This window comes from Planococcus kocurii, assembly GCF_001465835.2.
Classification (GTDB): Bacteria; Bacillota; Bacilli; order Bacillales_A; family Planococcaceae; genus Planococcus; species Planococcus kocurii.
Genome location: NZ_CP013661.2, coordinates 1,379,740 through 1,404,510, shown reverse-complemented (window position 1 = coordinate 1,404,510; position 24,771 = coordinate 1,379,740). Strand labels below are relative to the sequence as shown.

The following is a 24,771-nucleotide window of genomic DNA, read 5'->3' as shown; positions in this document are numbered from 1 at the left end:
AGAGAAGGAGCTGGATTCATGAATGCTATTGCACTTGCTGCTATCGGAATTTTCATCTTTATACTAGGTTATCGCTTTTATTCCAAATTTATAGCAGAAAAGATTTTCAAACTTGATCCGAACTACGTTACTCCTGCACATCGCTTTAAAGATGGCGTCGATTTTGTTCCGACCAACAAATTTGTTTTATGGGGGCACCATTTTACTTCTGTTGCTGGAGCTGCGCCGATTTTAGGACCCGCTATTGCTGTTTATTGGGGATGGCTACCGGCAGTGTTATGGGTAGTTTTCGGTACAGTCTTTGCGGCAGGTGTTCACGATTTCGGGACATTGGTTTTATCAGTTCGAAACAAAGGACAATCAGTCGGAACACTTGCACACCGGTTGATTGGTCAACGAGGAAAAGTTTTGTTCTTGTTTATCATTTTAATTTTAGTGCTAATGGTCAACGCAGTATTTGCTTGGGTGATTGCTAAACTATTTATCTCATATCCAGCTAGCGTTGTGCCAGTATTTATTCAGATTCCTTTAGCTGTTTGGATTGGTCATGCTGTTTATAAGAAAAATAAGAAAATGCTTATTCCTTCGTTGTTTGCTTTGGCAGTTATGTATATAACCGCTATCGCCGCCAGCCAAATAAGCTTTCTTCAAATTGATCTTGTTCAATACATGGGTGGAGAAAATGGCACTGGAATATTCGGTCTCGATCCGATTTCCACCGCATTCTTTATTTGGATTATTGTTTTGATGATCTATGTTTATATTGCTTCTACTCTACCGGTTTGGAAACTACTTCAGCCGCGTGATTTTATCAACTCTCATCAATTGATCGTTGGGCTTGGTATTCTTTATCTTGGTTTGTTATTTACGAACCCTAAAATCACAGCACCAATGACCAATCCAGATGCCGATATCTCCTGGTTTCCGTTGTTGTTCATCACGATTGCCTGTGGTGCAATTTCAGGATTTCATGGACTTGTTTCTTCCGGAACTTCTTCAAAACAGTTGGATAAAGAAACAGACGCCCGCTTTGTCGGTTATTTAGGGGCAATTGGAGAAGGGATTTTGGCATTGATTTCCATCATTGCTGTTATTACATTATTCCCCGACCGTGAATCGTTCTTTGCAACTTATAGCAGTTTCCAAGCATCTAATGGAGCTGGTTTAGGGGCCTTTATCGAAGGTGCTACCAATTTAGCTCAAGGATTGCTGATTCCGCCGGAAATCGCTTCAACAATTGTTTCGATTATTGTTGTTTCATTTGCTGCAACAACTTTGGATACTTCGGTTCGTTTAATGCGTTACATCATTTCGGAATTAGGTGTCGAATACAAAATTCCATCTCTTGAGAAAAAACACGTCGCGACGACACTTGCCGTTGGAGCAAGTGCAGCACTAGTGTTGCTTCCTGAAGGACCAAACGGATTTGGGTCAGGTGGTTACTTGTTATGGCCATTGTTCGGAACAGCCAATCAGTTACTCGCGGGTATTAGTTTATTGTTAATTTCCATATGGCTTAAGAAGCTCGGGCGAAATTACATGATCACTATCATCCCGATGATTTTCCTTATGTTTATGACGCTTTGGGCGATGTTCCAGCAAGTGTTTTTGCAGTGGGCGTGGTATGCAGAGCAGCCAAGTATGCTGTTGTTCATATTTGGAGCTATCATCTTCGTCTTTACGTTATGGATTATCCTAACCGCTGTCCAAGCATTATTGAATAAAACAGATCCAGGTTTCTCAGAAGAAGAATAAAATGAAGAATGGCCAAGGGATCATGCATTTTGTGATCCCTTGTATTTTTAGTAGAGAGAGGTGCTACTATGTTGGTGTTCGATAAATTAAAACAATTGATCGCTTTCTATGAAGCTGTCCTTGAATTGCCGCATCGCACTGAAATTGCACGTGAACTTCGAGATGAAGATGATCTCTTTCTTCTAATGCTCTACTCGGAGATGCTCGGCATTCCCAATCCAGTTTATTACTACACATTGGAATTGTATCCGTACATGATTGAAGAGTTCCATGATTGGCATCTGCGGATGGGCATGGATAAATCACCGTTAACCGGCATTCGTTGCTGTTAGGGTTACAAGGAATGAGGGAGTAGGATGGATGTACTATCAAAAAGCATCATTTTTGTTGGAGGCAAAGGTGGCGTTGGAAAATCGACATCTGCTGCAGCCATTGCCTGGAGATCAGCCAAAGAAGGCAATAAAACTTTATTGATTTCAACAGATCCAGCACATAATGTGGGCGATATTTTTAATGAGAACATTGGCGGTAAAACAAAAGCAATTGCCGACAATCTCTACGCGCTGGAAATTGATCCTGAAATTGAAACGGATAACTACATTAAAACAGTAAAAGCCAATATCAAAGGTACGGTTCACTCCAGCATGATGGAGGAAGTGAACCGACAATTGGATACGGCGAAAGCTTCTCCAGGTGCAGATGAAGCAGCATTGTTCGATAAACTAATTCATATTATTTTAGAAGAACGACAAAACTTCGACAAATTGGTGTTCGATACAGCTCCGACTGGTCATACTATCCGGCTTTTGACTTTGCCTGAGTTGATGGGTGTTTGGATTGACGGGTTACTTGAAAAACGGCGTAAGACGAACGAAAACTATACACAGTTGCTAAATGATGGTGAACCTCGTGAAGATCCTATTTATGACGTGTTGAGAGAACGACAAGAGCGTTTTTCTAAAGCACGGGATCTCTTGCTAGATGAAAAAGAAACAGGATTTATCTTCGTCTTAAATCCAGAACGGCTGCCTATTCTGGAAACCAAAAAAGCATTGGATTTATTGCATCAATATCATCTTCATGTAAAAACGTTGATTATCAATAAAATTCTGCCAGAAGAGGCAGATGGTGAATTTTTAATGGAGAGAAAAAAACACGAGAAAAAGTATTTACAGCAGATCGAAGAAACTTTTCCAAAACAAAAATTGGTGCAAGTGCCGCTTTTTTCACAAGATATTATTAGTAAGACACAGTTGGAGTTGTTTAGTGAGTATTTTCAGAAAGGATGAACAAAATGAAAGCATTTGTAATGGAATCTGGAGAATGGAAACTAAAAGATATGCCAGAACCGCTAGCGAAGTCAGAAGAAGTGGTCGTATCGCTAAAAGCAGCAGGCATCAATCGGAGAGACTTGGGCTTAATCAAGCGTTATGGTGACAATCCTGAGGCAATGATCGTCGGCTCTGATGGGGCAGGTATAGTAGAGTCAGTGGGCGAAGATGTCATCGACTTTGCTGCTGGAGACGAGGTCATCATTAATCCCGCACTGCGCTGGTATACCAATAGCGAAGGACCACCCGTAGAGTTTGATATTTTAGGGATGCCTGATCACGGAACATTTGCAGAGAAAATTACTGTGTCAGCCGAACAGCTAGAAAAAAAACCTCATTACTTAAGCTGGGAAGAAGCAGGAAGTTTAGCTTTGCCCGCATTGACGGGCTACCGTGCGTTATTTACAAAAGGGCAAGTGAAAAAAGGCGACACCTTATTTATTCCAGGTGCTGGGAGTGGCGTTGCGACGTTTTTAGTTCAATTCGCTAAAAACATTGGAGCTAGAGTAATCGTGACTTCCCGCAGTGAAGAAAAGCGTCAGCACGCCCAGAAAATTGGTGCCGATCGAACTATTGCGACTGACAGCGATTGGGTAGAAGAAATGGCAGATGAAACAATTGATTTGGTCATAGACAGCGTAGGAGGGGCTACTTTTAATCGGTCACTCGACATTTTGAAAAAAGGTGGACGCATTGTTATTTTCGGAGCCACTACAGAAGATACGGTCGATTTTAATCTTCGTCAGTTTTTTTATGGACAATATCAATTGTTTGGCTCGACGATGGGAAGTCGTGAAGAATTACGTGATATGCTCGATCATATGGAATCTTACAATATGCGACCAGTCGTTGATAAAACTTATTCGTTAGACCAAGCGCAAGAAGCATTTGATTATTTAGCGTCTGGCAATCAGTTTGGCAAAGTTGTTTTGAAAATAAGCGAATAAATAACGAAACTTTTTGATCAGTCAATCGTATACAAAGGATAAGAAAGATTTGACTGGAGGTTTACGCAATGGAGAACACAGGATTAAAAATACTTGTCCATGCTAGTGCGTTTTTTGCACCATTTCTCGTTCCTGTAATTGTTTTTCTCATTTCACAAGACAAAGAAGTGAAGAAGTTGTCTATTCAGGCACTGCTATTTCAACTCGTTTTAGGTGTACTGATTTCCATCTCGATTTTTTTGATTGTTTTCTTGATCGGCATTCCAATGCTAATTGTTTTTGGACTGATGGGCATCATCATTCCAATCATGGGAATTCTCAAAGCGCTCAACAACGAGTATTTCGACTACCCGATAGTCGGAAGTTGGTATCGATAAAAAAAGTCCCCTTTGAGGGGACTTTTTTTATTCAAGAATATACGTTAACGCCTTAATTGCCTGGTCACAGGTTTCAACCGTGGCATGTGCTTTTCGTGACAACTCTTTTAATGGATGGTGTAATTTTTCTGGACGAATGAGAATGACTGGCTTGCCCGAAGCAAGTGCTGTACTGGCATCCATTGCTGTATTCCATTGTTTGTACTGTTCACCGAAAAGTGCAATGACCAAATCGGCTTTGTGCATCAAGACACTCGTGCGCAAGTTATTAAAGCTAGAAGCAGCGTGGTCTTTGGCGACAGCGTTAGGCTGTTCGCCAAGAATAGCCTCGCCAATATTATCCGAACGTTCATGAAGTTCCATTGGACCTACAAAATCAATTGGCAAATCCAACGTAGCTGCCTTTTTTTTGATTTCCTCGCGCCAAGCGCTATGAATTTCTCCAGCAAGATAAACAGTTATTCTCATCATGTCACCCTCCAAAAGATATTTCTTTCAGTGTATCATACTGGCAGAAATTATATAATTTGGCGTTCTCTATGGATAACAGGCATCACTGAAAGCACATTATCTATTTTGAAAGTGCGTTTTTTGTAGCGAAGAAAGCAATAGGCTTGAAACGAGTCGCCACTAATTTTTAAAATTTTGATACGGCGTTTGCTAATGGTGCCATCATTTGCCATGTACATCATATCGATCAGCTGCTGGTAGTTAAAAGCTTTCAAAATTTGTGCTTTCATGAGTAACCCTCCTTATAATAAGAACGTTTGTTCTTATTATAAAACATCGGCACAGTTAAAACAAGTAGGTAGTATCGTGTATAATAGAACGAACATATATTCTTTTGTGAAACGAGAAAGGGGTAATTTGATGAAGTTTTTTCACACTGCCGATTGGCATTTAGGAAAGTTAGTGCAGGGAATTTACATGACAGAAGAACAGCAGTTTGTGCTGGAGCAATTCATAGATGCTATAAAAAAAGAGCAACCTGACGCTATTATTATTGCGGGAGATCTTTATGATCGTGCGGTTCCGCCAACTGATGCTGTTAATTTACTAGATGAACTACTGGCGGAAATTGTGTTGGAACTAAAGACACCCGTTTTGGCAGTAGGCGGCAACCATGACAGTCCAGGAAGATTGAATTTTGGTAGCCGATTGATGAAGATGAACGAAATTCATCTCGCTGGCCATGTCCACAAAAATCATCAAGCCACTGTCTTGAACGACCAGTTTGGAGAAGTTCATTTTCATTTAGTGCCTTATGCAGATCCCTCTATGGTCCGCTACGAGTTTGAAGATGATACCATCCGTACGCATAATGACGCGATGAAGGCTATTACAGAAAATATTAAAGCTACATACGATTCGCAAGCTCGGCATGTGTTTGTGGGGCATGCATTTGTGACGCCTCATGGTGAACAAGAAGAAAACACCAGTGACTCTGAACGACCGCTATCAATTGGCGGGGCGGAGCATGTAGATGCAAGACATTTTGAAGGATTCCATTACACAGCGCTTGGTCATCTTCATAAAGCACATTATGTGCTGAATGACACCATTCGTTACTCAGGATCCCCTTTAAAATATTCGATTTCAGAAGAGCATCATAAAAAAGGTTTCCATGTTGTTGAACTGGATGGACAAGGCGAAGTGTCAGTAGCTAAGCGGTTATTTAATCCAAGACGTGATATGCGTACGGTTGAAGGCACTATTGATGAAATTTTGCACCATGAAATGAGCGAGGATTTTGTTTTCGTGACTTTATTGGACGATGCGCCTGTATTATTTCCGATGGAAAAAGTACGTTCCGTGTATCCGAATGCTATGCATGTGGAACGAAAGAATTTTTCTGGGAGTCTGTTACAAAGTGATACAGAATCGCGCCGAAAGATGGATTCATTGTCTTTGTTCCATAATTTTTACGAGGAAGTAAAAGGCGAAAAAGCGAAAGCTGAAACGATTGATATTTTTAAAGAGGTATTGCAAGAGTTTCTGCATGAAGAACCTGCCAAAATAGAAGAGGTGAAGCCATGAGACCTTTAAAGCTAAAAATGACGGCATTCGGTCCTTATAAAAATACAGAAGAAATTGATTTTGCTGATTTGCAGGGCAATCAGCTATTCGTCATTTCAGGTAGCACAGGTTCAGGCAAGACGACCATTTTTGATGGCATTTGTTTTGCTTTATACGGTTCTGCTAGTGGTTCGGACCGCAGCGAGTCACGCATATTAAGAAGTGATTTTGCAGATGACACGACCCACACTTGTATTGAAATGGAATTTGAAATACACGGCAAAATCTATCGTATTTTGCGTCAAATGGGTCACGTGAAAAAAGGCAATAAAAGCGCAACGGGCGAACGTTATGAATTCTTTGAACGCATTGACGGAGTTGAAAAGCCTTGTGTTGAGCGGCAAATTGTTTCGGAAATAAATCGACGTGTTGAGGAAATTATTGGACTGACACAAAATCAATTTAGTCAAATTGTTATGTTGCCACAAGGTGAATTTCGTAAATTACTAACTTCTGAAACAGATAATAAAGAAGAGATTTTACGTAAAATATTCAAGACAGAGCCATATAAATTGATCAGTGAACGGCTCAAACAAAAAAAAGATGCCGCTGTTAAAGTTTTCGAACGGGAGCAACATGACTTGAATATCCATCTCCAACGCATCACGTCGTCATTGCCAAAACGAGATTCTGAACTGTTCGACGTATTAAATCGAGAACACAAGAATGTTCATCAAGTGTTGTCAGGACTGGAGAAAGAAACTAGCTTTTATAAAGAAAAAATCAATGCGGATGAACAGCATTATCAAAGTGTCTATAAACAGCATGGTGACAAAATGAATGCTTACCACGAGGCAAAAATGTGGAATGATCGCTTTGAAGAACTGAATACGAAAAAAGTACAGCTTGAGCAGCTGCAACAGCAGCAAGCAGAATATACAGAAAAAGAAGCAACTTTACAATCGGCCGAACGTGCCAGTTATATTGCAGGCATTGAAAACTTGTTTCATGAATTAAGTGCTGATGAAACGAAGAAAAAAGTAGAGTTAGTAGATTCAATCAGCCAGCAAGAACAGGCACAACAAACAAAGCTTTCTGCTGAAAAGCAGTTTATTGCACAACAAGAACTTCAAGGTGAACGGGACAAGCTACGTGAGCAAATTAGTGATTTGGAAAAACTATGGCCGGCCATTCAAGAGCTAGAAAAGAAAAAAGGAAACCTAGTCAGCCTTGAGAAAGAATTACAGCAGTCAGAACTCCATTTAAAGCACGCTGAAAAAGAGTTCACTGTTCAGAAAAACGAAAAGCAAGACTTAGATGAAAAAATTACTAAATTAGAAGTTTCTCTGGAAACAGCTGATGAAACGCAGCAACAGCTAATGGCAGTCACGGAGAAGGCTAAGTTAACGGCTGAGTTCATTTTACTGAAACAGCAAAAACAGCAGCAGCAAGTTGTTCAAGAAGCGAAAAAGACAGACTTTGAACAAGTAGAGCTTTCTTACCGCCAACTAGAATCGCGATGGTTTACCAATCAAGCGCATATTTTAGCTGCTCAATTGCATGACGGAGAGGCTTGTCCTGTTTGTGGAAGTTTAGACCATCCGGGTACGGACTTGAAAACAGAAGAACAACCTGTATCCAAAGAACAAGTGGAGATGGCAAAATTCGATTTTGACTTAGTGGATACGGAATACCGCAATGGATCAGCAAAATTGTTTACTTTGCAAGAGCAACTGGAAAATAAACAGATAGAACTCACAAACGTAAATCTGAATGCCCAGCAGGCTGAAGAGCAGTCGCGTCAGTTAGAACAAACAAAGCGTCAGTTAACAGAGCAAATGACAGAGCAGCAGGCCGCCAAACTAGATGTGCGGAAGTGGAAAGAACAACTGGCTAATTGTTCCCGTAAAATAGAAGAACTGGAGCGGAATAACCGTGGATTGGTTGAAGAGGTGCAGAAAAAGCAATCTTCTTATTTTGCAGCTAAAGCTGTTTTTGAAAACGAACTGGCTGCGGTTCCAGAAAATTTACGAGAGCTCTCTGTTTTGAAACAGCAGTTGCAGCAAGTTTCTTCACGCAAGCAGCAGTTGGAACAAAGCTGGACTAGCGCTCAAGAGCAGTTCCAAAAGTCGAAAGAAAAACTAGCTAGTACGTTGGTTTCCGTCAACCACGCTAAAGACGTAGCAGAAGAAATAGCGCAAAAAAGAGAGAAAGCGCAACAACAGTTTACGGAAGCTTTAACGAAATCATCCTTTGATTCGGAAGCAGCGTATCAGCAGGCAAAAATATCAGACACCGCATTTACAACATTGAAAAAAGAGATTCTTGAATTCAATCAAACCCGTCATACTTTATCGCAACAAGTGAACGAGCTTAACGAAAAGCTTGCGACTCAGAGTTTCAAAGATTTGAGTCAAGCGCAGGAAGAGTTGGTTGAACTGAAAGATGCGTACGAGCAAGCACTTGCAGAACGCAATCGATCACGCGATTTCGAAAAAATTGGGTCAGAGTTAATCGAGCGTATTCATGGGGTGATTGAAAGTGCACTTGTAGCCGAACAGAATTTGAATCGAATTGCTGATTTGCATGACATGATTCGCGGACAGAACGGCTTAAAGATTTCATTTGAACGTTATTTGCAAATCGAATATTTGGAGCAAATTATCTTGTCGGCCAACGAACGGCTGAAAAATTTATCCAATGGTCAATTTCATTTGATTCGCAGTGACCGTCAAGAATCCCGTGGCAAACAAAGTGGATTGGGTCTAGACGTTTACGATGCTTACACGGGACAGACGCGTGATGTGAAAACCATGTCGGGTGGGGAAAAATTCAACGCCTCATTATGTTTAGCACTCGGAATGGCGGACGTCATTCAAAGTTTCCAAGGCAATGTCTCAATTGACACAATGTTTATCGACGAAGGCTTTGGTTCACTCGATGAAGAATCGCTTAATAAATCAATTGAAACCTTGATTGACTTGCAAAAATCAGGACGAATGATTGGTGTTATCTCACATGTTCAAGAACTGAAAGCTGCGATTCCGGCTATACTGGAAGTCAAAAAATCAAAAGAAGGGCATAGCCGCACAAAATTTCTTATCAAATAAGATCGGTTACGAAGGATTCGAGCGTTTAGTACACTCCAAAAAAGTGAATGCTAGAGATAAGAGCGTAATGTGTAAAATAGTGAAACCAAAGGGGTTTACAATATGAAAAACTTTAGTTTTAAAGCGCGAATGGTTTATTTTGGAGCAATTACTTTAATCAGTCTGGCTTTCTTTGCATTGCAGTTATTTGCTGTGGTGCAAGGGTCTGATGGAATAGGGTCCATTACTCTGGTGATTTTGTGGGCATTAATGGCATTATTTGGCTTGGCTGGCATCGGTTTTGCCTTGAAAAACCGTCAGAAAAACTGACGGTTTTTTATGTGTGCAGCAAGTACACTGGTATAGAAATTTTGAAGAAAAATAGAGCCGTGATGACGTATAGTAAAGCTAGAGCGTTATGAGGGGAAGTACAGGGGGTTGCGTAATGGGAAAAAAATTAATGCCACAAGAAGTTATCGATTTAATCGATTCCAAAGCAGATTTGATCGTTCCAATTGCTAATGGAGAGCCAATTCGCTTACTAGATATATTAGAGGAAAATGCAGAGCAATTGGATGGGGTAAGAATCCATCAAATGTTGGCATTGCGTTCACGTTCGTACATCCAAGGTGACATCGAGCAATTGCGGCATGTTTCGTATTTTTTGAGTGGTGCTACACGAAAAGTCTACCAGCAGGCAAAAATGGAACTTGTTCCAAACAACTTCCATGAAGTGCCGCGTTTGCTTCGGAAAACCACTAAAATGTCGATGATTTTAACAGTTGCTTCACCAATGGATGAACACGGCTATTTTACATTAGGAACTCAGGCCGATTACATTGCTGAGTTTATTGGTAAAGTGCCGTTTATCTTAGAAGTGAACGATCAAATGCCGCGTACATTTGGTCGCAACCAAATTCACGTCAGCCAAATCGCAGGCTATGTAGAGCATCATGCAGCTCTTTCAGAAGAAAAAGTGATGGAAGTAAGCGATAAAGATTTGTTGATTGCATCTTCCATCATTCAAGATATTCAAGATGGGGATACTTTGCAAATCGGAATCGGGTCTGTTCCTAATGCTGTTATTAGTATGCTAAAAGATCATCGACACTTGGGAATTCACACAGAAATGCTACCAGATGGTGTAGCAAAGCTGGTAGCTGCGGGTGCGGTAGATGGAACACGGAAATTTACGAATTCAGGAAAAATTGTAGCTACTTTTGCTTTTGGTTCTAAAAATTTATATGATTTTATCGATAATAATCCAGCAGTTGAATTTTTGCCGGTAAGTGTTGTTAATGATCCTAGAGAAATTGCTAAAGAAAAAAATATTGTATCGATAAACTCGACAACAGAAGTGGATTTGTTCGGTCAGTGTGCGTCTGAAACGGTAGGCGGCAAGTATTACTCGTCAAGTGGTGGCCAAGTAGATTTTGCTCGCGGCGTTCGATTTGCTGAAAATGGTAAGGGGTATATTTGCATGCCATCGACTGCGAAAGACGATACATTATCACGTATTAAGCTACAACTTGCTCCCGGATCGGTTGTCACTACGGGAAAAAATGATGTAGATCATATTGTTACAGAGTATGGGGTAGCTCGTCTGCATGGTGTTTCCATCTCAGAGCGGGCAAGGCGCTTAGCGGCAATTGCTCATCCTAAGTTTCGAGAAGAATTATTGTTCGACGCGAAAAAACATGGATTTTTAATTTAATAGAAGCAAAAAGCCGTTTTCTTTTGAAGACGGCTTTTTTGTTCGTTTAGCGAAATGCTTTTTCTTTACTAATATATAGAAAGAGCATATACTTACCTAAGTAAGTAGTTTAGGGGATGAAAATGATGAGAAAATTACTGTTCCATGAAATTCATCAAAAAGCTCGTTTATCGGTTAAAGAAGTAAATGATACGTTGAGAGAATTTGAATTATATAGCTCGCAGTGGTCTATCTTGTTTTGCCTTAAACAGTTTGGTTCAATGACGCAAAAAGAAATTTGGCAATACTTAAATGTTGAAGCACCGACTGTTACGAGGACGATTGTACGTTTAGAAGAAAGTGGATGGATATTGAGGAGAGAAGGCAAAGACAAGCGCGAGCGAATTGTTCAACTTTCACCTTTTGCTGAACAAAAGATGTCAGAAATAGCAGAACGAATCGGGCAAACCGAGAAAACTTTAGTTTCGGGTCTTTCCGATAAAGAACAAGACCAGCTAATTCTTCTGTTGAAAAAAATAGGAACGAATAATTCTGGTGAAAAGGATGTAAACAATGAGTGAAAAACGACCAATTTGGACGAGAAGCTTTATTAACATTTCTGTAAGCACATTTTTTATATTTGTCGTTTTTTATGCACTACTCACCTATACACCGCTGTATGTATTAAATGATTTAGGGGGTACAGCAACAGACGGAGGACTAGCAGTAACTGTATTCTTACTATCTGCAATTGTCATGCGCTTTTTTGCGGGCATGATTTTAGAGAAATTCGGAAAAAAACGAATCTTGATGATTTCGCTTTTCTTTTTTGCTGTGAGTACGGTGCTGTATATATTTGTTGGTAGCTTTACTGTGCTTTTGTGGCTCCGCTTTTTTCATGGCATTTGGTTTAGCTTACTGACCACTGTAGCAGGGGCAATCGCTGCAGACATTATTCCGCCAGAGCGGCGTGGTGAAGGGTTAGGTTATTACGGTATCGCTATGAATCTTGCTGTTGTGGTTGGTCCTTTTATTGCGTTGACTTTACAGCAATATGCATCAGCACAAACAGTTTTCACCACGTTAGCAGTAATTATGGTTATCGGGTTCTTTTGTGCAGTAGTCGTTAAAGTGGATGAAACACCGTTCGCAAAACAAGAAAAATCTAAGCTATCGATAGATGATTTTTTAGAGAAAAAAACGGTACCCATTGCGACAGTTGGATTTTTAATTTCGTTTGCGTATGCGAGCATCATCACATTTATTTCGATTTATGCTGAATCACTTGGACTTCTCAAAGCTGCCAGTTTTTTCTTTGTTGTTTACGCAATTTCAATGTTAATTGTTCGTCCGATTTCCGGGCGGCTATTCGACACCAGTGGACCAAAAGTTGTCATTATCCCATCTATCATCATCTTCGGAATAGGACTCATTTCACTAAGTTTTACGGAGAGTTCTTGGATGTTGTTACTATCAGGGGCGCTCATCGGTCTTGGATACGGAACCTTGCTTCCAAGTTTCCAAAGTTTAGCCATCCAAGCTGCAGATAAACACCGTAGCGGATATGCAACAGGAACGTTCTTTGCTTTTTATGATAGCGGAATCGCAGTTGGATCTGTACTGCTCGGATTAATCGCAGGAATTGCAGGGTATTCAAATCTCTACTTAATGCTCGGTCTTTTTGTAATCGTCGTTGTTTTTTACTATATGTGGATTGAATCGAAACAACAAAAGCAGAAAACTAAAAAATCAGCTGTCTATAATACTTTAAAATAAAACAGATGGAGAAAAAGAGTCTTTTTTTCTCCATCTGTTTTTAGGTTGGTTTTAGTTGTTGCATTTTACAATACGTAAAAATAAACAGACAAGAAATGACAAAGGCTGCCGAAGAGAATAAAAAGATGGAAAATCTCGTGAAAACCTAAGTATTTAGACGATAGAAAATTGGGTTTTATTGCGTAAATAACACCACCGACTGTATAAGAAACACCACCGGCAACAAGCAAAAGCAATCCGGTTAAAGAAAGGCTGTCTGCCAAGGGAACGACAGCGAAAATGATGATCCAGCCCATGGCGATGTAAATCGCCGTGGAGAGCCATCTCGGAGAATGAAACCAAACCATTTTAAAGAAAATTCCGCTGAGCCCTAAAATAGTGACAAGTGAAAATAAGGTCCAGCCAAGTGTTCCGCCAAGAGCGATTAAACAAAAGGGTGCGTAGGAACCTGCAATTAAAGCAAAAATCATCGAGTGATCGAGTTTTCGCAAAAACGCAATAATATAAGGCTGTGATAGAGCTGAATGATAAATGGTAGAAGCTGTATACAACAAAATTAAGCTAATGCCGAAAATAGAAACAGCTACTACGTGCAAAACAGGTTCATTGGCATAAGCAGTTTTAATAACCATTGCCAAAAGTGCAACTAATGATAAAATAGCTCCTGCTAAATGGGATAAGGCGTTAAACGGTTCTCGGATATATACGGACATATGGAATAGCTCCTCGCTCTATGTAGTTATTGAAACTACTTATAACGATACTCGCATTATTAGGGGGAGTCAAGTTTGGAGAAACTCTAATAATAAGGTAAGATATCCAATATAAATACCTGTAGGGAGCGTGCGATGTATGAGAAAAACGACTGATGTCATCGGAGAGATGGTTTTCCATAATCAGATTTTGCCAGAAGATATCCCAAAGATTGACCTGTATATCGATCAGGTCATTCAATTGTTTGAATCGAGTTTTGTTGATTCTAAGCGCCGTTCCGATGAGAAAATCTTAACCAAAACGATGATTAACAATTATGCTAAAGGAAAATTATTTTATCCGGTTCACAACAAAAAATACAGCCGCGATCACATTATGTTGATTAGCTTGATTTATCAAATGAAAAGCGCTTTGTCGATCAATGACGTTAAGCAAGTGTTAACTGGAATTAATGAAAAGGCAGAACAAAAAGAATTAGATTTAGAGGCATTTTATCGCAGTTATTTAGCCCTTCAGCAAAGCAACACAGAGGTTTTTGCGGATGCCTTAAAACACCAAACACAAGAAGCTGCCGATCAAGTTGTAGAAGTTAAAGACTCCGAAGAATTGGAGCGCGTACTGCTAATTGCGTCACTCGTACACACCAGCAATCTTTACCGAAGAGCGGCTGAAAAACTGGTAGACGAGATGGTGGAAAGGGTGGAAAAATAATGGTCAACATTCTTATTGATGCAGACGGATGTCCGGTTGTTGGGCAGACCATCGATTTGGCTAAAAAATTTCGCTTGCCTGTTGTTTTGATTTGCGACACTTCCCATGAAATGCATCGAGAAGGAGCAGAGACAATTACCGTGTCAAAAGGAGCGGATGCTGTGGACTTTGTTCTCGTAAATCGTGTTAAAAAAGGGGATATTGTCGTCACTCAAGATTATGGACTTGCGGCAATGGTACTTGCCAAACGCGGAATTCCAATCGATCAAAATGGCCGTGTTTATTCAGATGAAAATATTGAACAGCTGCTCCACGGCCGTCATGTCGCCAAAAAAATTCGACAAAGTGGAGGCAGAATGAAAGGACCGAAAAAACGTCAGCCTGAAGATAATGAGAAATTTCAAGTGGCCCTAATCAAACTGCTAGAACAAGTCAGCGAAAATGAAAAAATGCTCGGGACATAAAGTCGCCGAGCATTTTTTTGCTTATTAGGTGCAATTAGATTGTCCAGCGATCGTTGACAATCGCTATTAACTGCCAATCACCACTACTGTTCTTTTCAAATACCATATTCAGGCTTTGCCAATCCATTTGTCCATACCGGTCTGTACCTGGGTAATAGTATTCGACAATCGTTGCTTGAGGATACAGCTGATGAATAAACTCGTGTGTAGTTGGTTGGATGGTCTGCCCATATCGCTCTTTAGCGGTGTAGGTCGCATTCATCAAGTACGCACTGTAATACTTAGCTGGTGTCAACTTGATTTCAAATCCGCTACCATCTTGATAACCCCATAGATAATTAGTGGAGTTTTTCATAAAGTTAGGTAACTGGGATTTGGTAAAAGTGACGCCACCACTATCGATGCAGCCACCGCTGTAAGGACAGAAAGTTAATCCGTCTGTTGAACTCACATAAGTTGCCACGTCACTAAATTTTTTGGCTTTCAGATCTGCCAAAATGTCGTTAGCTGTCATAAGCAATTCCTGTTTTTCAGGAATAAAAGACGGCTCGATCGCGCGTGCCAGAAATGCAGAAAATTGAGCGCGCGTTACTGGAACATCGGGGCGGAACGTATTATTCGAATAGCCACGTGCAACACCTTGGTGGGCAAGTCTTGATACGGCATCAAATGCAAAATGATTTGCACTCATGTCTTTAAACGTATTAGCCGGAGCTTCTGGGAAATAGAAGGCTCTGTCAAGCATTGCAACCGTTTGGGCACGAGTGACGGTCCAGTTTGGGCGGAAATAATTGTTCGGGAAACCGAAAACGATTCCCTCTTCAACGGCCGAAGCGATATAACCTGAGAACCGATTATTGGCAGATACATCTCTAAAGCCGGTCGAGCGGGAAGTGTCGTCTAAATTTAAGGCACGTCCAATCATCGCGACAGCGTGGGCCCGTGTAACAGGATCGTTTGGTCGGAAGGTGCCATCACGGTAACCGTTGATGATTCCTTCTTCGTACAAGTAAGCAATTTCAAAAGCGAACGGGTGGCTGGCATACACATCGTCAAACAAAACAATCGCTTTGGCGGGAGACAAAAACGAACTGAACATCAGGATGACAGCAGCAATTAAAGACAACAAAGTCTTCATATTGATCCCTCCCTATTTGATCTTATTTTACCACATCATAAAGATAAAAGTAACAAATAATTGTTATATAAAATAATAAATTAAGATTAATTTAACCAGCTACGCTTATGTAACTAAAGTGCTTGTGTTCAAAGATAAATACAAAAAACGAGGCGGTAGTTCTAGGCGGAATTCCGTTGTGAGAGAAAATTTACAGCGAGCTAAGTTCTGTTTAGTTAGTTTAGAAAGCAGATAACGGGTATATAAAAGGAAGTGAGAAAATATATGTATTTTTATGGGGGAATTATGGATGAAGAAATCGACAATAAACACACTTATTGGCAGCGCACTTGCAGCAGCCTCTGGAATTTTTGTCTACCGCGCATACCAAGAAAGAAATGCCGTGCGTGTAGAACCGGATATAGATATGTACAATAGTTCAGAAATTGACGAACGCGAAAGTGTAGATGCTCTAGATGACTCCGCTGAGAAGGGCTTGTCTCAGTTAGATTCAGCTTACCGGGATGAATGGCAAGCCAATGCATTTCCACAAACTCATAAAGAAATGCGAGAGCTTGAAGAAGACAACTAAAAAGATGACCACGAGCGAAAGTAAAAGTTCTTTTTGCTTTCGCTTTTCTGTGTCGGAAATTCTTTGGATAAAAGAGAGGTGGGGAAAATTTTGTGGATTAAAAAACCGTTTTTTGAATACACAACGGCAATCTTGCTCGTTGCCATTACTTTGTTCTTTTTAGGAAAGATCGATTATATTTTTGAGCCATTGCAAATCATCGTCGCAACTATTTTTGCTCCTATTTTAATCGGTGGACTTCTTTATTACCTACTGCGTCCATTTGTGAAGGGACTGATGCGTTATGTATCTAAAATTATAGGAATTGGAATCGTCTTTGCAATCATTATTTTAACTTTATCTACCTTGCTTTATTTCTTCGGTCCTGTCATCACCAATCAAGTCGAAAGTTTGGCGAACTTAGCGCCTTCAAAAGTTGAAGAAGTAACCGAGGAATCGAATGATTTACTGGCTGATTTTAAATTAGGTGGAGTTACAGGCCCGGAGATAAAAGCGGGAGCTTTGAACTTTTTGGAAAACCTTTCAGAAAGCTTATTAAATAATGTCATGACTATTTTAACGACAGTCATGAATGTTGCGATTGTGCTAATCGTTGTCCCTTTTGTTCTGTTCTTTCTATTAAAAGATGACGAAAAGTTTATTCCGCATTTGACAAAGTATTTGCCTGAGGAACATAAGCCGGAAGGCGAAAAACTATTGAAGGATGTTGATCGGACCCTTTCTGCATTTATTGTCGGTCAAGCGATTGTTGCTGCGGTTGTTGGGACTTTCATGTATATCGGCTATTTAATTATTGGATTGGATTATGCCCTTAGTTTAGCAATTTTTGCGATGTTCTTAATTATCGTTCCGTTTTTAGGTCCGCTGATTGGGATTATTCCTGCCCTGTTTGTCGCTTTAATGAGTGGCGATATATGGATGGCGGTAAAGGTGATTTTGGTTTTACTAGTCGTACAGCAGCTCGAAGGGAATTTGGTGACACCCAATATTATGAGCAACCGATTAAACATTCATCCGTTGACAATTATCTTGTTGCTAATGATTGCCGGCGCTTTGTATGGATTTATTGGCATTTTGATTGCTATTCCGACATATGCAGTAGTGAAAACGCTCGTTCATAACTTCCGACTATTTAACCGTTTGTGGAAAAAAAGGAAAGTTGTGAACAAAGAGGTCATTTAGTCCCTTTATTTTTGCTAAATGTTAGTTATTTTCTATCAAAGGTTCTGAAATTAAGAAAATTGTGATATATTAATGTTCAGAAGGATTGAAAATTGAAAAAAGGGGGATTTAAAATGAAGAAATGGAGTCTTTTAGTACTATTGCTAGCAATGATGTTCGTCATTGCTGCCTGTGGATCGGATGAAGCTGAAGAAGATGCGACAAGTGATGACGGGAGCAGTAAAGCAGAAAAATACACAGTAGGAATCGACACAACTTATCCGCCATTCGAATTTGAAGTGGACGGAGAATATACAGGAATCGATATCGATTTGATTACAGCAATTGCTGAAAACCAAGGTTTTGAAATTGAATTCAGCCCTATGGACTTTGGTGGGATTATTCCTGCATTGCAAGCAGATCAATTGGACGTGGCGATTGCTGGTATGAGTATTACAGATGAGCGTAAAGCAGTAGTCGATTTTTCGGACCCTTACTTTGATGCAGGATTGTCTCTTGTTGTCGCAGAAGGTAATAATGAAATTACATCGTTAGACGATTTAGAAGGCAAAACAGTTGCTGTTAAGAGTGGAACAACTGGTGCTCAGTTTGCTCGCGATAACGAAGCAAAATATGGCTACACAGTAGCACAGTTCGAAGATAGCCCATCTATGTTCCAAGAAGTTTCAAACGGCAATGCAGCAGTATTGCTAGAAGATTACCCAGTTATTGCTTATGCAATTGCTGAAAGTGGACTTGCTTTAGAAACAGTAGGAGATCGTTTAACTGGAGATCAGTACGGAATTGCTGTATTAAAAGGGGAAAATGCAGAAGTTCTTGAGCAAATCAATGCAGGTCTTCAAGAGTTGCGTGATAGCGGTAAATACGATGAAATTTTAGCGAAGTATATTGCAGAATAAAAAATAAATGTAGCGCGCATAAGCGCGCTGCATTTTTTTATTCAAAGGAGATGTGAAAATGGATACGATTGTTAATGCCTTTCCGTATTTAATGGAAGGTCTGAAAGTAACGTTATATATATTTGCGATTGCCATTGTCCTTGGATTTTTAATCGGTTTAATTGTTGCGTTGTTTAGACTGGCGCCGTTGAAAATTTTGAATTGGATTGCGAAAATTTTTGTTGATGCGATTCGCGGAACACCATTTATTGTCCAGTTATTCTTTATCTATTTCGGTTTGAACTCTTTAGCTTTTATTTCTTTGGATAATACGACTGCTGGTATTGTAACGGTAGCGATTAATGCAGGTGCTTACTTCTCAGAAATCATTCGTGCAGGTATTCAGTCGATTGATAAAGGACAGACAGAAGCTGCGCGGTCACTTGGATTGAATTCAACGCAAAATATGCGCTATATCATTTTGCCTCAAGCTTTCAGACGAATGCTGCCAACGATCACGAACCAAGCGATTATTTCATTGAAAGATACGTCTTTGCTATCGGTCATTGGGGTGGCAGATTTGACGCAAGAAGGACGTATTCAGGCCAGCGCCACATTTGATGCGTTTAATGTGTACTTAATCCTAGGAATTATATACTTCGTCATCATATACTTGCTCTCCATGCTGGCGAGCTATGTAGAAAGGAAGTTTGTTTTACGATGACTATGATACGAGTAGAAAACTTAAAAAAATCATTCGGCAAGCTGGAAGTTATAAAAGATATGAGTACAGTTGTAGAAGAAAAAGAAGTTATTTGTGTCATTGGTCCTTCTGGTTCGGGAAAAAGCACCTTTCTTCGCTGCTTAAACCGACTAGAGGAAATTACAGGTGGTCATGTTTATATCGAAGAAACGGATATTACAGATCCGAAAGTAGATATCAATAAAATTCGTCAAGACGTCGGAATGGTGTTTCAGCAATTTAATCTGTTTCCTCACAAATCGGTTTTGGAAAACGTCATTCTAGCACCGATGAAAGTAAAAAAAGGGGACAGAAAATCCGCTGAGAAAAAGGCCTATGAATTGTTAGACAAAGTTGGACTTCGTGAAAAAGCGAAGGCGTATCCAGGCGAACTTTCCGGCGGTCAAAAGCAGCGTGTGGCAATTGCTCGCGCACTGGCAATGGATCCGAAAATCATGTTGTTTGATGAACCAACTTCAGCACTCGACCCGGAGATGGTAGGCGATGTGCTAGATGTTATGAAGCAACTAGCGCGCGAAGGGATGACCATGGTCGTTGTGACACATGAAATGGGGTTCGCCGCTGAAATGGGTGACCGCGTGTTGTTTATTGACGGAGGTTATATTGTTGAAGAAAACGTACCGAAAGAATTGTTCGGCAATCCACAACATGAGCGGACAAAAGCGTTTTTGAGTAAAGTATTGTAGAGAAATGCGCCTCTGGGCGTATTTTTTTATGGATTTTAGCGTTTGGACAGTATTTGGTGCGAATTGGACAGTATTTGCTCAAATCGGACAGTATTTCATTTCATTCCGACAGTATTTACAACAAACTCGACAGTATTTGAAAAATATGGAATAAAACAATGTGAAATGCCCAAACAAAAACCGGTCTGGATGGGAATCCAGACCGGTTTGCGTTCAATCGCTTTTATTCTTCGTCAAAAACGTGAACTTTTGTCATTTTATCGCCATTACTCATTGCTTTAGCCGTTTCAAGTCCTGAAGTCACTTGGCCGAAAACAGTGTGAACGCCGTCAAGATGCGGTTGTGGTGCGTGAACGATAAAGAATTGGCTTGAACCTGTGTCTTTACCAGCATGTGCCATTGAAAGGCTTCCTGCTTGGTGCTTACGTGGGTTGCCTTGAGTTTCACATTTGATTGTTTTGCCGCTGCCGCCAGCACCAGTACCAGTTGGGTCGCCGCCTTGGCTTACAAAGCCAGGAATTACGCGGTGGAATGTTACGTCATTGTAGAAACCTGAGTTTGCAAGGTCCTCAAAGTTTTTAACCGTGTTGGGTGCTTCGTTCGGGAAAAGTTCGAATTCGATGATTTCGCCGTTTTCCATGTGGATGTGTCCTTTTTTCGCCATGTGTAAACATCTCCTTTATAATTGGTTCATTTCCCAGTATATCGATTTTTTGGGTGGCTGTATAATCATTTGCCACATTATAAGGCTTTTAATGAACCGCCTTCTATGACAAGCAAATCCCAATGCTGTTGCTTTACCTAAACCTTTCATAACGACAACTACTTTTTGTTAAGTCCTAAGTCCGCTGCATTCATCCTTTTATCTGTATCTACCCTCCAGGTTATGAATGGAATACAGAGTATTCAAACTTTTCTTTTTTTAATTTCCGTCATAAGTCCAATGGCGTGAAATGGGGGTAAATATGATAGGATATAGGTATTGAGTAGATTAGGAGTGTTATAAATGGAAGAACGCGAAGTTTTTGATATAACGATTATCGGCGGCGGGCCAACGGGCTTGTTTGCTTCCTTTTACGGCGGTATGCGCAAAATGAAAGTGAAAATTATCGACAGTTTGCCACAGCTTGGTGGTCAGCTGACTGAACTATATCCGGATAAATTCATTTACGATATTGGTGGATTTCCCAAAATATTAGCAAAAGATTTAGTGGACAATTTAGTTCAACAAGCAAAATATGGAGATCCTGAAATTTGTTTAGAGGAATCGGTAACAGCTGCTGAACGTCATGGTGATCATTTTGTGATTCAAACAGACAAAGGTCTTCATTACACAAAAGTAATTTTATTGACTGCTGGCGTTGGAGCATTCCAACCTCGCAAACTTGCAGTTGAAGGATGCGAAGCGTTCGAAGGGAAATCGCTGCATTACGGCGTAAAAGATTTAACGGTCTTCAGCGATAAAAAAGTAGTGGTTCTAGGCGGAGGCGATTCAGCAGTCGACTGGTCGATGATGCTTGAAAACGTCGCATCGCATGTAACGCTAAGCCACCGCAGAGAGAAAATGACTGCACACGAAGCAAACATTGATGTCTTAATGGCATCAAAAGTAGAGGTGAAAAAGCCATTTGGTGTCAAAGAGTTGGTCGGTGAAAATGGCCAGGTCCGTGAGCTTATACTGATTGATAAAGAGGGCAACGAAGAACGCCTTGAAGTCGATCATGTAATTTGTAACTACGGTAATATCACTTCTCTAGGTGCCATTAAAGAATGGGGTCTTGAGATGGATAAAAACTCCGTCATCGTTAATTCTAAGATGGAAACAAGTATTCCGGGTATTTATGCGGCAGGTGACATCGCCACGTACGATGGCAAAGTGAAATTAATCGCGGTAGGTTTCGGCGAAGCACCGACAGCCATCAACAACGCTAAGTCTTATTTGGATCCAAAATCGAAAGTTCAACCATTGCATAGTACGAGCGTTTTCAAATAAAAGAGAAAAGATCCGGTACCTTTTAAAGGTGCCGGATCTTTTATTGCCTTTTTTTGTTTTTTACGAGGGGGTCATATGAAGCAGCCTTTAAAAATGAAATGCCCATTAAAATAATAACGACTGAAAAAGGCAATGCCGCAATGATTAATGCGTTTTGAAGACCTTGTGTGCCGCCGGTATAAATAACGATTGCGGCAACTGCTGATTGAATTAAGCCCCACGTAATCTTCACCAAGTTTGGCGGATTCAACATGCCACCGGTCGTTTGCATGCCGAGAACAAATGTAGCTGAATCGGCAGAAGTGATAAAAAAGATGGCGATAACAACCAATGTAATAATGGATAGTAAAGTTCCAAGTGGATAATAGTGCAATACACCAAAAGTGGCTGTTTCTAAACTATACTCAGAAATTTTGGCAATATTGTTTTGTTCTAAATTCAATGCAGAAACGCCAAATACTGCGAAAAAGATGAAACAAACGAGTGAAGGTACTAGTAAAACACCTAGCATAAACTCCTTAACTGTGCGCCCACGCGAAATACGAGCGATAAAAATACCGACAAACGGTGCCCATGAAATCCACCAAGCCCAGTAAAATACGGTCCAGGCATTAACCCAAGTACGACGTTCCTCATTAACTGGCTCGAGATTAAAGCTCATGGAAAAGAAGTTTGTTAAATAACCGCCAATAGCATCAGAGAACGAATTGAAGATATAAAGTGTAGGTCCAACAATCAATAACAGAAGAAGCAGAACAAACGCCAAAATCATATTAATATTGCTCAAATATTTAATGCCACGCCCAATACCGGACCAAGCAGAAGCGATGAAAAGAACCGTAGCCACCGCAAGAATCAACACTTGGAATGTAAATGTATTGGGGGTACCAAAAAGAAACGAAATTCCTTCATTGATTTGAGCAGATCCGAATCCAAGTGTTGAAGCTACACCGATAACAGTTGCAAAGACGGCCAACACATCAATCATTTTACCAAGTGGTCCAGCCATTAGTTTTTCACCGAACAAAGGAATTAACGTCGCGCTGATCAACCCAGGTGCATCGTTATGGAATTTGAAATAAGCCAAAACCAATGCGACGATTCCGTAAATTGCCCATGCATGCAGACCCCAATGAAAAAATGAGAATTGCATTGCTTCTTGGATTGCTTCGTTAGATCCGAGCTCAGATTTTGGAGCGCTAATGAAGGCGTGCGAAATTGGCTCGGCTGTAGTCCAGAAAACTAACCCCATACCCATTCCTGCACTAAACAACATTGAAAACCAAGAAACGAGAGAGAATTCAGGTTTGTCTTCAGGTTTCCCCAACTTTAACGTTGAAAACTTAGAAAAAATTAAATAAATACAAAAAGCTAAAATTAGAAAAACCGTCAGAAGGTAGTACCAGCCGAATGTATTTGAAATCGCAACAGTCCATTCCCCTGTTTGTGACTTGAAACTGTCAGGTGAAGACAACCCCCAAACAACCAATCCTAAACAAATTAATAATGAAGTCCAAAAAACAACCGTAACATTTTTCAAGTAGCTCTCTCCTTTAAGTTTCGTTAAATAACTTTTTAAGTTTCCCTAATTTCAATGGAATAAACGCTGTAGAATTTTTTTGTTAATAAGTCTAAGAAATCCCTTAGTTTTATTACAGTTTGTAATAAAGTCTGGATCTGTGTCATGAAATTGTGATATTCTATCTGTCGTTCTGTCATGTTCTTGACATGTCGAGGTGTTATGATCATTCCTGTTAGTGAAAAGGAGGAATTTCAATTTATGAAAAAACATATCGTTACACTAACTGCTATTGCAGTGTTAAGTGTGGGAGCAGCTACTACAGCTAGCGCTTCATCGTCATATACAGTTCAATCAGGGGATACACTCTGGGGAATTTCACAAGATAAGAACGTATCGGTAGAAAGCTTAAAGGGATGGAATAATCTATCTTCAGATTTGATCTTGCCAAGTCAAGAACTTGAAATTGATGGGCAGGCAGCAACACCAAAAACAGATAGCTCGACATATACAGTAAAATCAGGCGATACATTATTCGAAATCGCGAGTGCACACGGAATTTCATTAGATAGCTTAACGAGCTGGAATGGTATTTCAGGCTATATGATTTACCCAGGTGATACGTTGACAGTTAAAGGCGGGACTGCCGTAGCTGAAAAAGCACCTGCTAAAACAGCATCTGCACCAGCAAAGTCTACTGCACCAGCACCAACGCCAGCAAGTGCACCTGCTGAAAAAGCACCAACACAAGCTTCAACGCAAGCTGGTAAAACAATGACAGTTTCTGCAACAGCTTATACAGCTTATTGCGCAGGATGCTCAGGTACGACTGCAACAGGAATTGATCTTCGTGCAAATCCAAACCAAAAAGTAATCGCAGTAGATCCTTCAGTTATTCCACTGGGCTCTAAAGTATGGGTAGAAGGATATGGAGAAGCGATCGCTGGAGATACTGGTGGCGCAATCAAAGGCAATAAAATTGATGTCTTTATCCCAACGCAAGGCGAAGCCCTAAACTGGGGACGTAAAAACATTACTATTAAAGTATTAAACTAAACATTACTATGCTACAAAGCCGAGGTGTCCACTCCCTTGGCTTCTTTTTTTGGTCTTTTTTATGTAAAAAAATTGATTTTTACTAGTCTGGTTGCAAAAAACGGTATTAAAG

At 40.3% G+C, this 24,771-nt stretch carries 26 protein-coding genes; 20 read left to right on the top strand and 6 right to left on the bottom strand.

The window, feature by feature from the left end:
- Positions 1-18: 18 nt before the first annotated feature.
- The 5 genes from AUO94_RS06885 to AUO94_RS06865 all read left to right on the top strand — a co-directional run bounded on the left by AUO94_RS06885 (position 19) and on the right by AUO94_RS06865 (position 4,410).
- Entirely contained in the window at positions 19-1,755 is a 1,737-nt protein-coding gene (locus AUO94_RS06885; RefSeq protein WP_058386526.1) for a carbon starvation CstA family protein, read from the top strand.
- 68 nt (positions 1,756-1,823) lie between these two features.
- On the top strand, positions 1,824-2,087 hold the full coding sequence (locus AUO94_RS06880) for a cory-CC-star protein (RefSeq protein WP_006829350.1): 264 nt from the start codon (positions 1,824-1,826) through the stop codon (positions 2,085-2,087).
- A gap of 24 nt (positions 2,088-2,111) precedes the next feature.
- Entirely contained in the window at positions 2,112-3,044 is a 933-nt protein-coding gene (locus AUO94_RS06875) for an ArsA family ATPase (protein WP_058386525.1), read from the top strand.
- Positions 3,045-3,049: 5 nt separating this feature from the next.
- Entirely contained in the window at positions 3,050-4,033 is a 984-nt protein-coding gene (locus tag AUO94_RS06870; protein WP_058386524.1) for a zinc-binding dehydrogenase, read from the top strand.
- Positions 4,034-4,101: 68 nt separating this feature from the next.
- On the top strand, positions 4,102-4,410 hold the full coding sequence (locus tag AUO94_RS06865; protein ID WP_058386523.1) for a magnetosome magnetite crystal formation protein family: 309 nt from the start codon (positions 4,102-4,104) through the stop codon (positions 4,408-4,410).
- Between the two features lie 27 nt (positions 4,411-4,437).
- Here AUO94_RS06865 and AUO94_RS06860 read toward each other — a convergent pair whose 3' ends face one another.
- Together AUO94_RS06860 and AUO94_RS06855 are read right to left on the bottom strand one after the other, a co-directional pair.
- Positions 4,438-4,878 (bottom strand): YtoQ family protein, encoded by a 441-nt coding sequence (locus AUO94_RS06860; protein WP_058386522.1) that lies wholly within the window; start codon positions 4,876-4,878, stop codon positions 4,438-4,440.
- A gap of 50 nt (positions 4,879-4,928) precedes the next feature.
- Positions 4,929-5,150 carry a hypothetical protein gene (locus tag AUO94_RS06855; RefSeq protein WP_058386521.1) on the bottom strand — a complete coding sequence of 74 codons (222 nt, stop codon included), beginning with the start codon at positions 5,148-5,150 and terminating at the stop codon, positions 4,929-4,931.
- Between the two features lie 130 nt (positions 5,151-5,280).
- On the opposite strand from AUO94_RS06855, the gene AUO94_RS06850 reads away from it, so the two are divergent.
- The 6 genes from AUO94_RS06850 to AUO94_RS06825 all read left to right on the top strand — a co-directional run bounded on the left by AUO94_RS06850 (position 5,281) and on the right by AUO94_RS06825 (position 12,984).
- On the top strand, positions 5,281-6,447 hold the full coding sequence (locus tag AUO94_RS06850) for an exonuclease SbcCD subunit D (RefSeq protein ID WP_058386520.1): 1,167 nt from the start codon (positions 5,281-5,283) through the stop codon (positions 6,445-6,447).
- Positions 6,444-9,536, top strand: a complete 3,093-nt coding sequence (locus AUO94_RS06845) for an SbcC/MukB-like Walker B domain-containing protein (RefSeq protein WP_058386519.1) — start codon at positions 6,444-6,446, stop codon at positions 9,534-9,536. The genes AUO94_RS06850 and AUO94_RS06845 overlap by 4 nt, the downstream gene beginning before the upstream one ends.
- 102 nt (positions 9,537-9,638) lie before the next feature.
- Positions 9,639-9,845 carry a hypothetical protein gene (locus AUO94_RS06840; RefSeq protein WP_058386518.1) on the top strand — a complete coding sequence of 69 codons (207 nt, stop codon included), beginning with the start codon at positions 9,639-9,641 and terminating at the stop codon, positions 9,843-9,845.
- Positions 9,846-9,960: 115 nt separating this feature from the next.
- Entirely contained in the window at positions 9,961-11,229 is a 1,269-nt protein-coding gene (locus AUO94_RS06835; protein ID WP_058386517.1) for an acetyl-CoA hydrolase/transferase family protein, read from the top strand.
- A gap of 116 nt (positions 11,230-11,345) precedes the next feature.
- Complete coding sequence (locus tag AUO94_RS06830; protein ID WP_237150188.1) at positions 11,346-11,789, top strand: MarR family winged helix-turn-helix transcriptional regulator; 444 nt, start codon at positions 11,346-11,348, stop codon at positions 11,787-11,789.
- A complete protein-coding gene (locus tag AUO94_RS06825; protein ID WP_058386515.1) occupies positions 11,782-12,984 on the top strand; it encodes an MFS transporter in 1,203 nt (400 codons plus the stop codon). The genes AUO94_RS06830 and AUO94_RS06825 overlap by 8 nt, the downstream gene beginning before the upstream one ends.
- A gap of 65 nt (positions 12,985-13,049) precedes the next feature.
- On the opposite strand, the gene trhA is transcribed toward AUO94_RS06825, so the two are convergent.
- A complete protein-coding gene (gene trhA, locus AUO94_RS06820) occupies positions 13,050-13,697 on the bottom strand; it encodes a PAQR family membrane homeostasis protein TrhA (protein WP_058386514.1) in 648 nt (215 codons plus the stop codon).
- Between the two features lie 139 nt (positions 13,698-13,836).
- Here trhA and AUO94_RS06815 point away from each other — a divergent pair, with 139 nt between their 5' ends.
- Together AUO94_RS06815 and AUO94_RS06810 are read left to right on the top strand one after the other, a co-directional pair.
- Positions 13,837-14,409, top strand: a complete 573-nt coding sequence (locus AUO94_RS06815; protein ID WP_058386513.1) for a DUF1836 domain-containing protein — start codon at positions 13,837-13,839, stop codon at positions 14,407-14,409.
- Positions 14,409-14,873: a YaiI/YqxD family protein gene (locus AUO94_RS06810; RefSeq protein WP_058386512.1), complete on the top strand. Its 465-nt coding sequence runs from the start codon at positions 14,409-14,411 to the stop codon at positions 14,871-14,873. Before AUO94_RS06815 ends, AUO94_RS06810 begins: the two co-directional genes overlap by 1 nt.
- Before the next feature lie 34 nt (positions 14,874-14,907).
- Here the strand turns inward: AUO94_RS06810 and AUO94_RS06805 are convergent, their stop codons facing one another.
- The gene (locus AUO94_RS06805) at positions 14,908-16,011 is read right to left on the bottom strand and encodes an S-layer homology domain-containing protein (protein ID WP_058386511.1); all 1,104 of its coding nucleotides are present in this window, start codon (positions 16,009-16,011) and stop codon (positions 14,908-14,910) included.
- A gap of 289 nt (positions 16,012-16,300) precedes the next feature.
- Here AUO94_RS06805 and AUO94_RS06800 point away from each other — a divergent pair, with 289 nt between their 5' ends.
- From AUO94_RS06800 to AUO94_RS06780, 5 genes are all read left to right on the top strand, one after another.
- Complete coding sequence (locus AUO94_RS06800; protein ID WP_058386510.1) at positions 16,301-16,582, top strand: hypothetical protein; 282 nt, start codon at positions 16,301-16,303, stop codon at positions 16,580-16,582.
- Between the two features lie 90 nt (positions 16,583-16,672).
- Positions 16,673-17,764, top strand: coding sequence for an AI-2E family transporter (locus AUO94_RS06795; RefSeq protein WP_058386509.1), 1,092 nt, complete (start codon positions 16,673-16,675; stop codon positions 17,762-17,764).
- A gap of 113 nt (positions 17,765-17,877) precedes the next feature.
- Positions 17,878-18,663, top strand: coding sequence for a transporter substrate-binding domain-containing protein (locus AUO94_RS06790; RefSeq protein WP_058386508.1), 786 nt, complete (start codon positions 17,878-17,880; stop codon positions 18,661-18,663).
- A 58-nt stretch (positions 18,664-18,721) separates the two neighbouring features.
- Positions 18,722-19,366, top strand: a complete 645-nt coding sequence (locus AUO94_RS06785) for an amino acid ABC transporter permease (protein WP_058386507.1) — start codon at positions 18,722-18,724, stop codon at positions 19,364-19,366.
- Complete coding sequence (locus AUO94_RS06780; RefSeq protein ID WP_058386506.1) at positions 19,363-20,091, top strand: amino acid ABC transporter ATP-binding protein; 729 nt, start codon at positions 19,363-19,365, stop codon at positions 20,089-20,091. The genes AUO94_RS06785 and AUO94_RS06780 overlap by 4 nt, the downstream gene beginning before the upstream one ends.
- Positions 20,092-20,314: 223 nt before the next feature.
- Here the strand turns inward: AUO94_RS06780 and AUO94_RS06775 are convergent, their stop codons facing one another.
- On the bottom strand, positions 20,315-20,755 hold the full coding sequence (locus AUO94_RS06775) for a peptidylprolyl isomerase (protein WP_058386505.1): 441 nt from the start codon (positions 20,753-20,755) through the stop codon (positions 20,315-20,317).
- A 342-nt stretch (positions 20,756-21,097) separates the two neighbouring features.
- On the opposite strand from AUO94_RS06775, the gene AUO94_RS06770 reads away from it, so the two are divergent.
- Positions 21,098-22,084 carry an NAD(P)/FAD-dependent oxidoreductase gene (locus tag AUO94_RS06770; RefSeq protein ID WP_058386504.1) on the top strand — a complete coding sequence of 329 codons (987 nt, stop codon included), beginning with the start codon at positions 21,098-21,100 and terminating at the stop codon, positions 22,082-22,084.
- 40 nt (positions 22,085-22,124) lie between these two features.
- Here AUO94_RS06770 and AUO94_RS06765 read toward each other — a convergent pair whose 3' ends face one another.
- Positions 22,125-23,624 (bottom strand): BCCT family transporter, encoded by a 1,500-nt coding sequence (locus tag AUO94_RS06765; protein WP_058386503.1) that lies wholly within the window; start codon positions 23,622-23,624, stop codon positions 22,125-22,127.
- Between the two features lie 240 nt (positions 23,625-23,864).
- Here AUO94_RS06765 and AUO94_RS06760 point away from each other — a divergent pair, with 240 nt between their 5' ends.
- Positions 23,865-24,659 (top strand): LysM peptidoglycan-binding domain-containing protein, encoded by a 795-nt coding sequence (locus tag AUO94_RS06760; protein ID WP_058386502.1) that lies wholly within the window; start codon positions 23,865-23,867, stop codon positions 24,657-24,659.
- Positions 24,660-24,771 lie beyond the last annotated feature (112 nt).

What these genes read in the sequence shown, in the direction of transcription:
- AUO94_RS06885 (WP_058386526.1), top strand. Translation starts at nt 19, where the DNA reads ATGAATGCTATTGCACTTGCTGCTATCGGAATTTTCATCTTTATACTA.
- AUO94_RS06880 (WP_006829350.1), top strand. Translation starts at nt 1,824, where the DNA reads ATGTTGGTGTTCGATAAATTAAAACAATTGATCGCTTTCTATGAAGCT.
- AUO94_RS06875 (WP_058386525.1), top strand. Translation starts at nt 2,112, where the DNA reads ATGGATGTACTATCAAAAAGCATCATTTTTGTTGGAGGCAAAGGTGGC.
- AUO94_RS06870 (WP_058386524.1), top strand. Translation starts at nt 3,050, where the DNA reads ATGAAAGCATTTGTAATGGAATCTGGAGAATGGAAACTAAAAGATATG.
- AUO94_RS06865 (WP_058386523.1), top strand. Translation starts at nt 4,102, where the DNA reads ATGGAGAACACAGGATTAAAAATACTTGTCCATGCTAGTGCGTTTTTT.
- AUO94_RS06860 (WP_058386522.1), bottom strand. Translation starts at nt 4,878, where the DNA reads ATGAGAATAACTGTTTATCTTGCTGGAGAAATTCATAGCGCTTGGCGC.
- AUO94_RS06855 (WP_058386521.1), bottom strand. Translation starts at nt 5,150, where the DNA reads ATGAAAGCACAAATTTTGAAAGCTTTTAACTACCAGCAGCTGATCGAT.
- AUO94_RS06850 (WP_058386520.1), top strand. Translation starts at nt 5,281, where the DNA reads ATGAAGTTTTTTCACACTGCCGATTGGCATTTAGGAAAGTTAGTGCAG.
- AUO94_RS06845 (WP_058386519.1), top strand. Translation starts at nt 6,444, where the DNA reads ATGAGACCTTTAAAGCTAAAAATGACGGCATTCGGTCCTTATAAAAAT.
- AUO94_RS06840 (WP_058386518.1), top strand. Translation starts at nt 9,639, where the DNA reads ATGAAAAACTTTAGTTTTAAAGCGCGAATGGTTTATTTTGGAGCAATT.
- AUO94_RS06835 (WP_058386517.1), top strand. Translation starts at nt 9,961, where the DNA reads ATGGGAAAAAAATTAATGCCACAAGAAGTTATCGATTTAATCGATTCC.
- AUO94_RS06830 (WP_237150188.1), top strand. Translation starts at nt 11,346, where the DNA reads ATGAAAATGATGAGAAAATTACTGTTCCATGAAATTCATCAAAAAGCT.
- AUO94_RS06825 (WP_058386515.1), top strand. Translation starts at nt 11,782, where the DNA reads ATGAGTGAAAAACGACCAATTTGGACGAGAAGCTTTATTAACATTTCT.
- trhA (WP_058386514.1), bottom strand. Translation starts at nt 13,697, where the DNA reads ATGTCCGTATATATCCGAGAACCGTTTAACGCCTTATCCCATTTAGCA.
- AUO94_RS06815 (WP_058386513.1), top strand. Translation starts at nt 13,837, where the DNA reads ATGAGAAAAACGACTGATGTCATCGGAGAGATGGTTTTCCATAATCAG.
- AUO94_RS06810 (WP_058386512.1), top strand. Translation starts at nt 14,409, where the DNA reads ATGGTCAACATTCTTATTGATGCAGACGGATGTCCGGTTGTTGGGCAG.
- AUO94_RS06805 (WP_058386511.1), bottom strand. Translation starts at nt 16,011, where the DNA reads ATGAAGACTTTGTTGTCTTTAATTGCTGCTGTCATCCTGATGTTCAGT.
- AUO94_RS06800 (WP_058386510.1), top strand. Translation starts at nt 16,301, where the DNA reads ATGAAGAAATCGACAATAAACACACTTATTGGCAGCGCACTTGCAGCA.
- AUO94_RS06790 (WP_058386508.1), top strand. Translation starts at nt 17,878, where the DNA reads ATGAAGAAATGGAGTCTTTTAGTACTATTGCTAGCAATGATGTTCGTC.
- AUO94_RS06785 (WP_058386507.1), top strand. Translation starts at nt 18,722, where the DNA reads ATGGATACGATTGTTAATGCCTTTCCGTATTTAATGGAAGGTCTGAAA.
- AUO94_RS06780 (WP_058386506.1), top strand. Translation starts at nt 19,363, where the DNA reads ATGACTATGATACGAGTAGAAAACTTAAAAAAATCATTCGGCAAGCTG.
- AUO94_RS06775 (WP_058386505.1), bottom strand. Translation starts at nt 20,755, where the DNA reads ATGGCGAAAAAAGGACACATCCACATGGAAAACGGCGAAATCATCGAA.
- AUO94_RS06770 (WP_058386504.1), top strand. Translation starts at nt 21,098, where the DNA reads ATGGAAGAACGCGAAGTTTTTGATATAACGATTATCGGCGGCGGGCCA.
- AUO94_RS06760 (WP_058386502.1), top strand. Translation starts at nt 23,865, where the DNA reads ATGAAAAAACATATCGTTACACTAACTGCTATTGCAGTGTTAAGTGTG.